This is a genomic window from Burkholderia sp. JKS000303 (assembly GCF_002563755.1).
GTDB lineage: Bacteria > Pseudomonadota > Gammaproteobacteria > Burkholderiales > Burkholderiaceae > Burkholderia > Burkholderia anthina_B.
Map to the genome: position 1 here is coordinate 626926 of NZ_PDBZ01000003.1, position 13944 is coordinate 640869.

A 13944-nucleotide genomic window follows, 5' to 3' on the forward strand; every position below is an offset into this window, starting at 1 on the left:
TTAACGATCAGCGGCATACATCCAGATCGGTAAAAAATTCGTACTGGAACGAGTTGATTCTGGCGATACTCGCATAATTGTCCTATCGAATGCATCGAGCAGATTGTCGAAAATTTCGTCAGTGGAATTCAGTGTTCCACACAACGAAAGTCGCCAGTGTCACTGGCATTTTTTCCGCAATCTCAATTAAGGCAGGATCATTCGATGACGCTCAACAAAATCATTCTCGCACTCGGCATGTCCGCGGCGCTGGTCGGCATGGCTCAAACGGCGCAAGCCGATCCGGTGTCGAAGAAGATCACGCTGACGGCGCAGATCAACGACGGCATCTTCGTGTCGAAGCCGGACGGCTCGACCTGGTACAGCACGGAAGAGCTCACGCCCAACGATTACACTCAATCGAAGTTCTCGAAGTCGCTGCCGGTTCGCGTGTGGACGAAGAACCCTGACTTCAACATCTCGCTCGCGCAGCCGCTGAAGCTGTCGAACGGCAACTACGAAATGAAGAATACGAAGATCATGATCGGCAGCGCCGCGGGTGATTCGGAAGTCAAGTTCGGCGCGGTTCAGAAGGTCACGCAAACGGTCTCGGGCAACGGCGGCTACGACGAAGTCCACAACCTGAAGATCAACGTCGACGCACCGACGATGGTCGGTTCGAACAGCACCAACGGTAGCTACAGCGGCGATCTCGTGATGGTGTTCGAGCCGGTCGCGGCAGCAGGTGGCGGCGAGACGCCGGCCACGAAGTAACCCCACCGTAGTTCCCTCGCGAAGCCCCACCTCCGGGGGCTTCGCTCCCCGCTTCGTCCCTGCGCCCAGACGGCATCGCTGATCTGGATTCTGATTTCGTTCCTGTCGCAAAGAGAATAGCGTGTTGACCTATCGAGCTCCGTTTCCGTTCAATAGGCTGTGGCTCGGTGCATTCGTGTTCATCTCGTCGCAGTCGTTTGCCGAAGTCAAGGTGTCGTACGGCGTGCCTGAGGGCTTCAGTGCCGTTGAAATGGACGACAGCGCGCATTATGTCGCGACGTTCAACGGGAAGACGTTGCCGGGTTTGGTGCGGTATTCGGCGACAGAGGCGGCACTCGATTTCGATGCCGCTAAATACGCGGCAAACGGCGTTTCGCCGGACGATGTCGATATTATCCGCAAGGTCCTCGCCAAGATCGACTACAAGCGTTGCAGCAAGGGCTGCGACATCGAGGTCGACGGCTATTACGTCACGGTCGACAAGCTCAGGCGCTCGATATCGATTCGCGATTCACGCGAGGATTACTTCGCCCCGGAAACAGGCTTCGGGCTGGTCAACAACCAGTCGGTCGACTTTCGCGCGTCGTCGAACGGTTATCGCGCCGCCAACGTGAATGGCGCGACCTGGGTCGGCCTGCCTTCGCGCAGCTTCGGCTACGTCAGCTGGTACGCGAACCACACGGCAACGCGCGGCACGAGCTACGACTCGCAGGGCGTCTCGTCGTATTACCTGCAGAAGAACTTCGCACGAACCTATGTGCGGGCCGGCAAGCAGAACAGTATCGACTACGCGTCCGGTTCGGTCAGCACGCTGCTGTCGCCGAGTTTCGATCAGTTCGTGACAGTCGGCAGCCAGACGAACCTGCAGGTCGATCGCAATGCGGGTTCGCTGGTGCTGTACGCCACAGCGGAAGGCAACTACGAGTTTTACCGGAATGGCCGCCTGATCGCGAAGCGCCCGGCCATGCTCGGCCGCAACGAGATCAGCTTCGCGGATCTGCCGGGCGGCTATTACCCGGTACAGGTGCGCCTGGTCGACCGCAACGGCAACGTGGTCACGCAGGAAGTTCGCGAGATCAACAACGTCAACTTCGGTGCGGCCAGCGGCAACGCGTGGCATTTCACGGTCGGCAAGGAGATGAGCGAGCGCGGCGGCTTCCTGATGGAAGCCGCGATGAGCCGGAACTTCCGCCAGTTCTACATGAACGCGTCGACGCTTGTCGGCCGCGGTGGCGACTGGGCGGGGGAAGTGAACGTCACGCGCCCGACGCAGATCGGCGACGTCGACATCACGCCGACGCTCGGTGTGCTGGCGGGCGAGCGCAAGGCCGGCGGCTACGTCAGCCTGGCCGCGTCGAGCGAAGCGCTCGGCAGCCTTTCCGCCAGCCATTATCTGAACAACGACGTGTCGCGCTTCTATACCAGCACGTCGAGCACCAGCGTGTCGTACAGCCGCATGCTGCGCAAGGCGACCGTCGGTTACAACTATCAGCAGTCGGGCTTCGGCGCCACGCACCAGGCGGAAGTACGCTGGAACTATCGGCCGAACGGCTTGTGGGCAACCTTCGCGCTCGGTGTACAAAAAGGCAGCTTCAGCCGCACGAGCGCCGGATATGGCGTGTATTTCAACATGACCATGCAGCTCGACAAGGTTCAGGCCAGCTTCAGCGCCGCGCGCTCGGGCGGCCAGACGCAATTGAGCGGCGATTACCGGAAGGATTTCCAGGACGGTTTCGGTACGACGACGCTCGGGGTCACGGGCAACCGCATCAATTCCGACTACGGCATCAATGCGTATGGCTCGCGTTCGGGCACGCGTGGCGACGCGTCGCTGAACATCGGCTACAACGGCGATGCCAGCAACGCCGATTTCAACTATCGCGGCATGGTTGCGGCCAGCAAGGATGGCGTTGCGTTCGGTCGCTACAGCAATGGCGGTAGCGCGATGCTGCTGCGCACGCCGAAGCTCGACGGAATGAATTACGGCTTCAACGTGGAGGGCAATCCGGTCGGTGGCGGCAGCACCTATGCGGTGCCGTTGAATACGTATGCCGACGTGGCATTCGCGCGCGTGTACAGCAACAACGACAAACTCGACATGAATATCGAAGTGCCCGCCAACATCATCCGCGCGCATCCGGGGCAGGTCTATGCGGCCAACGCGAAGGTCGACATCAACATGATCTACAGCGGCTTCCTGAAGGATGCCGACGGCAAGCCGGTCAGCGGCAAGATCGTCGAGACCGGCGACGTCGCGCATCGCAACGGCCTGTTCTCGATCGTCAGCAAGACGATGCTGTCGCAGATCACGGTAGACCGCGACGGGCTTCGGTACACCTGCAGCCTGAGGGAGGCGAGCGGCAGCAATTTCCGCTGCGAACCGCCTGGGCTCAACGCATCAAAGGAGTAAGCACGTGAATTTCAAGATGAAGCATTGGGTATTCGCTTTCGTTGCGCTGGCGTGCGCGACCGTCCAGACGGCGCAGGCCGAGGGCGAACTGATGGTGATGCCGGCCGCGACCCGCGTGTACGCCACGCACGATGAGAAGGTGACCGTGCGGAACATGGGCGATGCGCCGCTGTACCTGTCGATCACGCTGCAGAAGGTCATGAATCCGGGCATGACGCCCGAGAAGAAAGTCGATCTCGGGCAACTGGACAATCCGGGCATGCTCGCGAGCCCGGACAAGCTCACGCTCGGCCCCGGCCAGAGCCGGCAGATCGAGTTGAAGTCGTTGACCGAACCCGCGCAGGAAGAGCTTTACCGGCTGTACGTGGTGCCGATCCGATCGCTGAAGGTGGAAGACGCACCGAAAGACAAGATCACCGCACCGATGTCGGTGGCGATCGGCTATGGCGTACTGGTCCGGCATTTGCCGCCGCCGGGCAAGCTGAAGGCGGCATGGGCCCATCGCTGCGACGATGGCGGCATCACGCTGGAAAGCACCGGCAACGTGCGCACGGTGTTCTCGAACGTGTCGTATGACGGCACGAAGCAGCCGCAGACCGTCGCGGTATTTCCCGGCACACCGCAGCATTTTGCGACCAGGCGCATGACGCTCAGTGTCGACGATGCGCCCACGGCGCTGCAATGTCCGTGATGAAGCGCCTGCCGCGCTGGGCATTGGGGGCGTTGACGCTGCTGTGCTGCAGCGGCAGTTTTGCCGCCGGCATCCTGAAGTTGTCTCGCACCGAGTTCACGCTGTCGCCCGACAAACCGGCCAATGAGCTGTGGGTCGAGAACGTTGGCGATACGCCGTTGTATCTCGATGTCACACAGCAGCGGGTGTCGAATCCGGGGCACGTGCCGGAGGACCTCGTGCCGGTTGAGGACGTACCGCAGCCGACGTTGCTGGTCCAGCCCAGTCGGCTGGTGCTGTCGCCGGGGCAGAAATACCGGATGGTGTTGAAAGAGCTTTCCGGACCCGACGAGCCCCAAGTGTGGCGGGTGACATTCCGGCCCCGTGAGCACATCGTCATTGACGCGGATCGCGATGGCGACACGACAGCGCCGCTGTTCGTCAGTATCGGCTATGGCGTGGTGATTTATCAGTTACCTGATGCAGAAAAATGACGGCGCGAGGCGATGGGGATTCGTGGAAATGAATTTCTGAATCTGCTGGGCCTGGCATATCTGATTGGTGGGCAGTTGTGAATCCGTGCGATGTTTTCGGAGTTTTTAAATGATTAAGATGGATTGCAGGATCGGTCTGTTTCGAAAGTGGTGCGGATTTGTATTTATTGTGCTTATTTCGATGTTTTCCGTAAGGGCGCATGCTCTTGCCAGTCTGATTCTCGAGAGTATGAGTACGGGCTATAGCTCGTGTTCGTGGACGGATAACGGGGATGGAACCAGCACTCTCGGTCTCACAATTAGCTTTAAAGAAGCCAAAGGGCATACGGCTGGCAACATATTCAGAACGAGAGGGTTGCTTGTTTATACCTATAAAGAAGGTGGTGTCCTTAATCCAAGTGAAAAGATAGTGCACGTTGCAACAATGAACGGTGAGCGGGCCTTGTCCAACTATACTGGAACTCAATATGTCATGTATCACCACTGGCAGAGTTCTTTCAAGACGCCATGGGAAAATGAGGAGCCGATGGTGGCATATGTTACCGTGAAGATATCGAATTCGACCATTACCGATTGGCCTGCCATTGGCATTCGTGCGGGGAATTACACCACGGGTGACGACGTTGGAGAAATTTCCGGGGTCGCATATATTCGCCAAGGAGAGAACCAGGGAAATTGCTCCATTGTGGTGGATCCCGGAGTGCCGCCACCGTTAGAAATCTCGATCAAGATGACTGCGCCGGACTGGAACCTGGGCGATTTGCAGCGAGGAGAATCGGAGAAGACGTTCACCGATGCGGCGAACCAGCTTTGCTTCACCTATTCCGGCTCGGCAGTCAACGGCAAGCGCTTTGTCATCAACGCAGGGAGCGCCAATGGTGTCGTCTCAAACCGCTACAGGCTCAAAAATGTCGACGGCGCGTCGCAGTTCATTCCGTACAGCATCACGCTGAACGGTGGTACGTCGCCGCTGTCTTTGCCGAATACCTCGAGCGTCCCGGTGCCGTTAAATAGTTCGGGGAAGACGTGCTTCGTGCCGACCTTCAAGACCACCGTCGATGACAATGTCAAAGACGGCGACTACAACGACGTGCTCACGTTCACCGTCGTCACCAAACCGTAGAGGAATCCACGTGAAGGACGTTTTGGCAAAATGCCTGATTGTCTCGCTGATGCTGCCGGTCGTGTCGTTCGCGGAGACGGTGAAGCTGACCGGCAAGACGACGAGCAAGGTGACGGCGCATGTTGCACGGCCGAACAATTTGTTCGTGACGGACGACAAGGGCGGCTGGTTCGATCAGGGGCTGCAAATGCAGCAGCTTGGCGGCTGGGAAACCCCGTACGAGGCGCAGGCTCGACTGAAGGTCGTGTCGACCAGCGGCGTGTTCCAGGTCCGCCTGGATTCGCCGTTGACCATCACGCATCAATCCAATCCCGCGTTGGCGTTTCGAACGCCGACAGTCAAGCTTGCCCCCGAAGGCGGCGTATCGAAACCGCTGCTGGTTGGCCAGGGCACGGAGTTTCAGAATCCGGCCGCATCGGGCACCGGGAACGATTCGGTGGGCTACTACAAGCTCGACATCGCCGCTTATCCTCCGGCCGGCGACTTCAAGAGCACTACCGGCACGTACAAAGGGATGTTGTCGATGACGTTCGAACCGGTGGTCAAGGCGCCTTGATGGTCATCATGCAATCGAGCGTCGATCAAGCCCGATCGTCGATGCGCAAACGGGGCGCGAGGGAATCGGTTGAAGGGGATGCCGGCATGAAGCGGATGTTGTCGAGGTTGACACGTGCCGCATGCGTGGTTGCGCTGGCTGTTCCCGTGTCGGCGGCGGCCGCGATCGACATGATGCCGAAAGACATCACGCTAAATGGCGAAGTCACGTCGGTACAGGTGATCAACCATGGAGATCACGCCGAGTACGTCAGCGTGTCGTTGTCGCGCCTGTTGAATCCCGGCGTGCCACTGGAAAGCGAGCGTCTTGAACCGGTCGTTGACATCGGGCAGCCGTCCCTTTATGCGTATCCGTTCCGCATGACGCTGGCGCCCGGTCAAACGAAGACCATCACGATCAAGGCATTGCGTCCCGTCGAGACTGAGACGGTCTACCGACTGGACGTGAAGCCGGAGACCAAGGTGCTCGGCACCGGCCAGACGAAGCCATCTGCCAGTATTGTCGCCAACCTCGCGTTCAGCGGGATCGTCCATCAGTTGCCGTCCAAAACGCGGGCGACGCTCGCTGTCGCGTGCGAAGCATCCGGCGCACGACTGACGGCGACCGGCAATGTCCACTATCTCGTGGAAGGCGCCAAAGCGGATGGGCAAAGCCTCGACGCTTTCAACGTGTATCCGGGCACGCCGCTCCCGGTGTCCGGGCACACTGTCGAGATTCCCGGCCATACCGTTTGCAACGGGGCTGCCGCGAAGTCGCTCCGTCCTGATTGAAGACGCATGTGCGGTGCCGGTGGAGGCTCGCGGTCGCGTACCGGTGCTTCCACCGGTCGACGTGACGATGCTTCTGACTCCACCTTCGCTGTTCTCTCTCCCCGTTGTTTGATGTTGCCGCCTGGATCGCCCGGTAGAGCCCGATGTGGCAGGAGCGGCTGACGGACGTACGCTGCGGAGATGGATTTCGGATTCCGTCGCAGCACGTCGACGCGCTGGCCCCCAACCTGCAATTCGGCGGTAAGCGGCGCGAAACGCAGATACCCCAAGGCGGGTTCATTTTCCAGCTACGCTGCTTTTGCAGTCCCGGCTGGCGGCTTCGATGAAGCCGCCAGCCATCGAATGTCGCGCTTTGGGTGGACGCGACGAGCCCGCCGATGTTGACTTGCGCGCCGGAGCCGAACAGCACGCCGTTCCGGTTGACGAGGAACACGTGGCCGTTGGCGCCGATCTGGCCGTCGATGCGGCTGCCGTTGTTGCCGATCACGCGGTTGAGTGCGAGCGACTGGCTGGTCGGCTGATGGAACGACACGCGCTCGCCGCCGGCGACGCGGAAGTCCTGCCAGTTGGTGATGAGCTTATCGGTGTGCTGGTTGACGGACATCGTGCGGTCATCGTCGGAGCGCGGGGTTTCCCCGACCGCGGCCCAGCAGCGCTGGGCCTAGTTCCACATCAGTGCATAGGTCTTGTTCATGATTTTTGATGTCCTCATTGAAAACCAGGATGTCCTGTCGAATTGCGTGTCTGACCGACCGGCTGTATGAGCCCAGTAGCCGGGAGGCTACCGGGCGAGCACAGCCAGATTACCCGCAACGTGCGATGGCGTCCGGGCAGCCGTGCGAATCGGTGGCACCGGACGCCAGATCGGTCAATGCTTAGTCCTCTACCTGACCGACATTGAGGCCGACGAGCGGACCGGAGATCTGTCCATGGCCAGGCACGGTTTCGACGCGGCCGCTGGTCGACGAACCAGAGATGAAACCGAAGTTCCCGCCGGCGAGCCCGCCCAGCATTGCGTAGCGGCCGCCGGAAACCACTCCTTCCGACATTGAATTGGTGATGGTCCCGCCGTTGTAGCCGACGAGGCCGCCGACGAAGCTGTAGTCGCCGCCCTCGACATTTCCCCACGCATACGATCGGTCGATGGTGCCACCCAAGTTTTCTCCGACGAGGCCGCCAGCAATGGATTGAGCGCCCGCCTTCAAGGTGCTTCGAGCGTGGGTCGTGGAGTGGACAATGCTTCCGGTATTGCGACCGACGAGACCGCCGACTTTGCTGCCGAGCCCGGACAGCACGTCGAAGCCGGAGCGCACCATGTCGATGACGCCTCCGTTTTCGCCAGCAACACCGCCTATGATGCTGCCGATGCCGCCGGTGATATTACCGAATGATGAGGATCCTCCGCCGATGCTGCCGGTGTTGCGGCCCGCGATGCCACCAAGCGTGCTTTCGTTTTTGCCCGTCACCGTCGCTACGACCCACATGCTTTGTACGGACCCTTCGTTCACACCGACTACGCCGCCGGCCGTCGATTTGTCTGCGACTGTCACGTTGCCTTCCGCGCGCGAGTTGTGGATGGTGCCAAGCTTGTCGTTGTGCCCGGCGAGGCCGCCTGCCACGCTGTTCGTACCGGCGATGACGTCGCTTGCTGAGGCCGATTGGTAAATGTCCCCTCGGTTGTAGCCGACGAGGCCGCCCGCGATGCTGCCCGTGTCGGCGATTACATTGGCTGCCGCGGTCGATCCATAGATGTTTCCCTGGTTGTGGCCGACGAGACCGCCGACAATAACGCGGCCCTTGGCCGTGACGGTCACTTCCTTGGCTGTCACGTCCTCGATCGTGCCGAGGTTGTAGCCGGCCAGGGTCCCGACGGAGACCGGCGAGCTGTACGGTTGACCCGACGCGAGCGTGATGATGTTCCGCAGGTTGAGGTTGGCGATGTAGCCGGCGTTCACCGCGAACAGGCCAACGAAGTTGTAGCCAGCATTGGAAATTCTCAGGCCGCTGATCGTATTGCCGAGACCCTCGAGCACGCCGGAGAACGGCGAATGTCTGCCGATGCTGCGGAATTCCCCGCCGGCCCCGTCGATCGTGTTGCCGAGCGCGTAACGGCCTCCCAGGTTCGCGTCGATATTGCGTAGATCGTCGACGGTGTGCAGCAGCTTGTAGTTCTCGCCATTCCAGCGGAACGATGCATTTTCGCCGGACGGCATCAGGGCGGCTTGGTCATGCATGAAACCGAGGTATTTCGTGGTCAGCTCAAGATGAGCATTGCGACCGGTGAGCTTCACTGTATCCTTCACGCGGAGGTTGTAGGCGTTGACCGTCAGGCTGGCGTTCGTGCCGGTTGCCAACATCGCGTGCCACAGCGAGACGTAGGTCCCGGTCAGCGTGAGCGCGTTGTCGCTGTTCCACACGACCGGGCCGCCGACCATCAGTTCCGGGCCGCCGGCCATCAGTCCGGGCTGCGTGTTCGTCAGCGCGACGTTTGTCGTGCCGAGATTGCGCGACAGCGTGTCCGCGTCGATCGAATTGCCGGTGACGTTCGTGCCGTTTACGCCACCGTTGGCTGCTTCGATGGTCCACTTGCCGGCGGTGTTGCCAGCACGCGTATCGACGATCGTGTCGTTCGCGATGTCGACACGTTCGCCGCGCGTCGTGACTGAGCCAATCGGTGCGCCGGCTTCGGCCGCGCTCGCATCGAGCTTGCCCGCGACCTCGACGGTGCTGCCGTCGAGCGTGATCTTGCCGCCGCGTGAGCTGAGGCCGAGCGCCTCGATCTTGCCGGTATTGTTGACCACGGCATCGAGCAGGTTACCCGCCGCGCGCGCGGTCATCAGCACTTCGCCGCCGTCGGCTTTGAGCAGGCCGCCGTTGTTGGCCTGTGCGTCGACAGCGCCACCTTCGACCTGCAGGCTGAGCAGGTCGTTACCGTCGAAGTTGACCTTGAACGCATTGCCGGCGCTGAGCGCAATTCGCCCCATCTTCGCCTGTATCACGCCGTTGTTGGACACGCGCGCGCCGAGCAGCGCAACGCTGCCGCCGTCGGCGGCGGTGATGTGGCCGTCGTTGACGATCGACGCGGTGGAGTTGCCCGAGAAGTGGTAATTGCCGGCGAGGAAGTCGGCGTCGGCGATGTTCTGGGTGGACGCGACGAGGCCGCCGACGTTGATCTGTGCGCCGGAGCCGAACAGCACGCCGTTCGGGTTGACGAGGAAGACCTTGCCGTTGGCGTCGAGCTGGCCTTGAATCTGGCTGCCGTTGTTGCCGACGACGCGGTTCAGCGCGATCGACGTGGTGCCGGGCTGATGGAACGACACGCGCTCGTTGCCGGCGATGTTGAAGTCGTTCCAGTTGGTGATGAGCTTGTCGGTGTGCTGGTTGACGAGCATCGACTTGCCGTCGTTTTCGCGAATGATGTCGGCCTTGCCGGCGGTGATGTTCTCACCGGTGGGCAGCGCGAACGCGGGCAGCGAGGTGAGGCCGAGCAGCGAGAGGGCGGCGGCGATGCGCTTGGCGCTGCCGGGCTTGGCGCGCCGGCGCGCCGTTTCCCCGACGGCGCTCCAGCATCCCTGGGCCTGGTTCCAGACTAGGGCGTAGGTTTTGTTCATCTTTGGTCTTCCTGGTTGATTGTCGGAAGTCCGGCCGACCTTGAAGGCCGATCGGCCGGAGGGTGGCTGCCGGCGGCCTTGCGGCCGCCGGCTACGAGCGGGCAGGCCGCTCGCAACAGGTAACGGAATCCGGTGTGCCGCTCAGGCGGCGAAGCCGGAACCGTCCAGGCTTAGGTCAGGGCTTCACCAGACCGTAGTCCACGCCGACCAGCGCGCCGTAGGACTGGTCGTAGCCAGCCTTGACGTCGACGCGGCTGGTGCTCGACGAGCCGTAGACGCGGCCGAAGTTGCCGCCGACGAGGCCGCCCAGTCGGGCGTAGCGGCCGCCGGATACGGTGCCGCTCGACGACGACGCGGTGATCGTGCCGCCGTTGCTGCCGACGAGGCCGCCGACGTAGCTGGCGTCGCCGCCCTTGGCGGAGCCCGTCGCATGCGACTGGTCGACTGTCCCGGTCATGATGCCGACGAGGCCGCCGACCTTGCCCTGCGCGCCGGCTTCGACGTCGCCCGACGCCGTCGACCGCGCGATGGTCCCGTACTCGTTGCTGCCGACCAGGCCGCCGGCCGACGAGAAGTCGCCGGCCTTCACCGCGCCCGTGGCGCGGGAATCGGCGATCGTCCCGCTGTTGCGGCCGGCGAGGCCACCGGCGTAGCTCGATTGCCCGGCCAGGACCTTGCCGTTCGCGCTCGACGTGCGGATGAGACCCTGGTTGAGCCCCACGAGGCCGCCTGCCGTGCTGTTGTTGCCCGTGGCCACGTCGCCGGTTGCGTCGGATGCCTCGATCGTGCCGGCATTCGTGCCCGCAAAGCCGCCGGCCGTGCTGTTGTTGTCGCCGGCTACGTTGCCGCTGGCCAGGGACGTCTCGATGAAGCCGTCGTTCGAGCCGGCGAAGCCGCCGAGCGTCGATTTGCCCGTGGCACGGACGTTGCCTTGCGCGTCGGACGCATGGATGCGGCCCGCGGTGCCGTTGCGCCCGGCGAAGCCGCCGATGACGCTGTCGGCGCCCGCGACGACGTTGCCCGTCGCGGTCGACTTGTCGATGTCGCCGTCGTTGTAGCCGGCGAAGCCGCCGGCCACCGCGTTGCTGCCCGCCGTCACGTTGCCGTTGGCCTGCGACTTCAGGATCCGGCCGCTGTTGGTGCCGACGAGCCCGCCGATCGTGCTCGAGGCGGCCGCGAACACGTCGCCGTCGGCCGTGGACGCGTCGATCTCGCCCAGGTTCACGCCCGCGAGGCCGCCCGCGACGCTGTGCTCACCGACGCTCACCTTGCCGCTGGCGCGCGAATCCGTGATGGTGGCCAGGTTGAGGCCGACGAGCCCGCCTGCGATGGCGTTGTTGCGCGCAGTCACGCTCGCGGACGACGAGGACTGCTTGATGATGCCGTTGCCGTCGTTGAAGCCGACGAGCCCGCCGACCATCGGGTTGGCGCCCGTCGCGTTGATGCGCCCCGCGCTCGACGAGCGCTCGATCAAGCCGGTGTTGTGCCCGACCAGGCCGCCCGTGGGGCCGTCGTGCGCGGCGTTCACCTCGACGTCGGCCTGGCTGTCGCGGATGGTGGCCGATACCGGCGGCTTGTTCAGCAGCGTCAGGTTCTCGCCGACGAGGCCGCCGATCGCTTGCGCGTAGCGATCACCGTCGATACGGCCGGTGACCTTCGCGTGCTCGATCGTGCCGCCATAGTTCGACCCGACGAGACCGCCGATGATTGCCGAGCCCGTGGCCGAGACCGTGACGTTGTTGGCCGTCACGTTCGAGATCACGCCCGAGTTGCTGCCGGCGAGCGTGCCGACCGAAGTCAGCCAATACGGCTGACCCGATGCGGTCGTCACGATGTCACGCAGGTTGAGGTTGGCGATGCGGCCGGCGTTGTGCGAGAACAGGCCGACGTCCGACTGGCCCGGGTTGGAGATGCGCAGGCGCTCGATCGTGTTGCCGAGGCCGTCGAATACGCCGTAGAACGATTGGTTGCCGCCGATGCTGCGGAAGTTCGTGTTCGCGCCGTCGATCGTGTTGCCGATCACGTAGCGGCCGCCGCGGTTTGCATCGACGTTACGCAGGTCGGCTACGGTATGGAGAACCTTGTAGTCCTCGCCGTTCGAGCGGAACGACGCGTTGTCGCCGGACAGCGTCACGGCGGCGTTGTTGTTCAGCGTATGGCCGTTCTTCGAATTGAGTTCGAGGTGCGCGTTGCGGCCGGTGAGCTTCACGGCGTTGTTGATGCGGATCTTGTCGGCGGCGTTGACGTTCAGGCTGGCATTCGCGCCGGTGGCCGACAGCGTTTGCTGCAGGTCGACGTTGCCTTTCTGCGACGTGAGCGTGAGCGCGCGATCGCTGTTCCACGCGACCGGGCCGCCGACCGTCATGTCGCCCTGCGTGTTGGTCAACGCGACGTCGGTGGTGCCGAGGTTGCGCGACAGCGTGTCGGCGCCGATCGAACGATCGCCGTTGACGCCGGCGTTGGCGGCTTCGATGGTCCAGGTGCCGGCGTTGTTGCCTGCACGCGTGTCGACGCGGGTGTCGGCCGCTACGTCGACGCGTTCGCCGCGCGTGAGGATCGAACCGCCAGATGTGTCGGCGTCGGCCGCGCTCGCGTCGAGCTTGCCGGCGACCTTAACGGTGCCGCCATCGAGCGTGATCTTGCCGGCGTGGTTGGCGAGGCCCTTTGCTTCGATCGTGCCGGTGTTGTTGACCACGGCGTTCAGCAGGTTGCCGGCCGCACGCGCGGTCATCAGCACTTCGCCGCCGTCGGCCTTGAGCAGGCCGCCGTTGTTGGCTTGCGCATCGACGGCGCCGCCTTCGACCTGCAGGCTGAGCAGATCGTTGCCGTCGAAGTTGATCTTGAACGCGTTGCCGGCGCCGAGCGCAATGCGGCCCATCTTCGCCTGGATCACGCCGTTGTTGGACACGCGCGCGCCGAGCAGCGCGACGCTGCCGCCGTCGGCGGCGGTGATGTGGCCGTCGTTGACGATCGATGCGGTGGAGTTGCCGGAGAAGCGGTAGTTGCCGGCGAGGAAGTCGGCGTCGGCGATGTTCTGGGTGGACGCGACGAGGCCGCCGACGTTGATCTGTGCGCCGGAGCCGAACAGCACGCCGTTCGGGTTGACGAGGAAAACCTTGCCGTTGGCGTCGAGCTGCCCCTGGATCTGGCTGCCGTTGTTGCCGACGACGCGGTTCAGCGCGATCGACGTGGTGCCGGGCTGATGGAACGACACACGCTCGTTGCCGGCGATGTTGAAGTCGTTCCAGTTGGTGATGAGCTTGTCGGTGTGCTGGTTGACGAGCATCGACTTGCCGTCGTTTTCGCGAATGATGTCGGCCTTGCCGGCGGTGATGTTCTCACCGGAGGGCAGCGCGAACGCGGGCAGCGAGGTGAGGCCGAGCAGCGAGAGGGCGGCGGCGATGCGCTTGGCGCTGCCGGGTTTGGCGCGCCGGCGCGCCGTTTCCCCGACGGCGCTCCAGCATCCCTGGGCCTGGTTCCAGACCAGTGCGTAGGTCTTGTTCATGAGAGTTCTTTCCTCTGGAAAAGTACAGGGTGATTGTTTCGTATCGGTACGT

9 protein-coding genes and 1 pseudogene are annotated in these 13944 nt (G+C 62.8%); 7 read left to right on the forward strand and 3 right to left on the reverse strand.

What is annotated here, in order from left to right; translation table 11 throughout:
• Window positions 1-204 precede the first annotated feature (204 nt).
• From BX604_RS30790 to BX604_RS30820, 7 genes are all read left to right on the forward strand, one after another.
• Window positions 205-753 (forward strand): CS1 type fimbrial major subunit, encoded by a 549-nt coding sequence (locus BX604_RS30790; protein ID WP_179894923.1) that lies wholly within the window; start codon window positions 205-207, stop codon window positions 751-753.
• 250 nt (window positions 754-1003) lie between these two features.
• Window positions 1004-3163, forward strand: a complete 2160-nt coding sequence (locus tag BX604_RS30795; protein ID WP_098555137.1) for a TcfC E-set like domain-containing protein — start codon at window positions 1004-1006, stop codon at window positions 3161-3163.
• A 4-nt stretch (window positions 3164-3167) separates the two neighbouring features.
• Window positions 3168-3854: a pilus assembly protein gene (locus BX604_RS30800; protein WP_373562447.1), complete on the forward strand. Its 687-nt coding sequence runs from the start codon at window positions 3168-3170 to the stop codon at window positions 3852-3854.
• Window positions 3845-4327: a hypothetical protein gene (locus BX604_RS30805; RefSeq protein WP_373562448.1), complete on the forward strand. Its 483-nt coding sequence runs from the start codon at window positions 3845-3847 to the stop codon at window positions 4325-4327. The genes BX604_RS30800 and BX604_RS30805 overlap by 10 nt, the downstream gene beginning before the upstream one ends.
• A 109-nt stretch (window positions 4328-4436) precedes the next feature.
• Window positions 4437-5450 (forward strand): hypothetical protein, encoded by a 1014-nt coding sequence (locus tag BX604_RS38720; RefSeq protein ID WP_143748154.1) that lies wholly within the window; start codon window positions 4437-4439, stop codon window positions 5448-5450.
• A 49-nt stretch (window positions 5451-5499) separates the two neighbouring features.
• Window positions 5500-6006: a hypothetical protein gene (locus tag BX604_RS30815; RefSeq protein ID WP_098555146.1), complete on the forward strand. Its 507-nt coding sequence runs from the start codon at window positions 5500-5502 to the stop codon at window positions 6004-6006.
• The gene (locus tag BX604_RS30820) at window positions 6006-6776 is read left to right on the forward strand and encodes a hypothetical protein (RefSeq protein ID WP_257146471.1); all 771 of its coding nucleotides are present in this window, start codon (window positions 6006-6008) and stop codon (window positions 6774-6776) included. The genes BX604_RS30815 and BX604_RS30820 overlap by 1 nt, the downstream gene beginning before the upstream one ends.
• A gap of 349 nt (window positions 6777-7125) precedes the next feature.
• Here the strand turns inward: BX604_RS30820 and BX604_RS40035 are convergent.
• The 3 genes and pseudogenes from BX604_RS40035 to BX604_RS30835 all read right to left on the reverse strand — a co-directional run.
• A pseudogene (locus BX604_RS40035) lies at window positions 7126-7470 on the reverse strand (two-partner secretion domain-containing protein); the annotation flags it as partial.
• A gap of 181 nt (window positions 7471-7651) precedes the next feature.
• Window positions 7652-10387 (reverse strand): two-partner secretion domain-containing protein, encoded by a 2736-nt coding sequence (locus tag BX604_RS30830; RefSeq protein WP_098554593.1) that lies wholly within the window; start codon window positions 10385-10387, stop codon window positions 7652-7654.
• A 175-nt stretch (window positions 10388-10562) separates the two neighbouring features.
• Complete coding sequence (locus BX604_RS30835; RefSeq protein ID WP_098554594.1) at window positions 10563-13892, reverse strand: GLUG motif-containing protein; 3330 nt, start codon at window positions 13890-13892, stop codon at window positions 10563-10565.
• Between the last annotated feature and the right edge of the window lie 52 nt (window positions 13893-13944).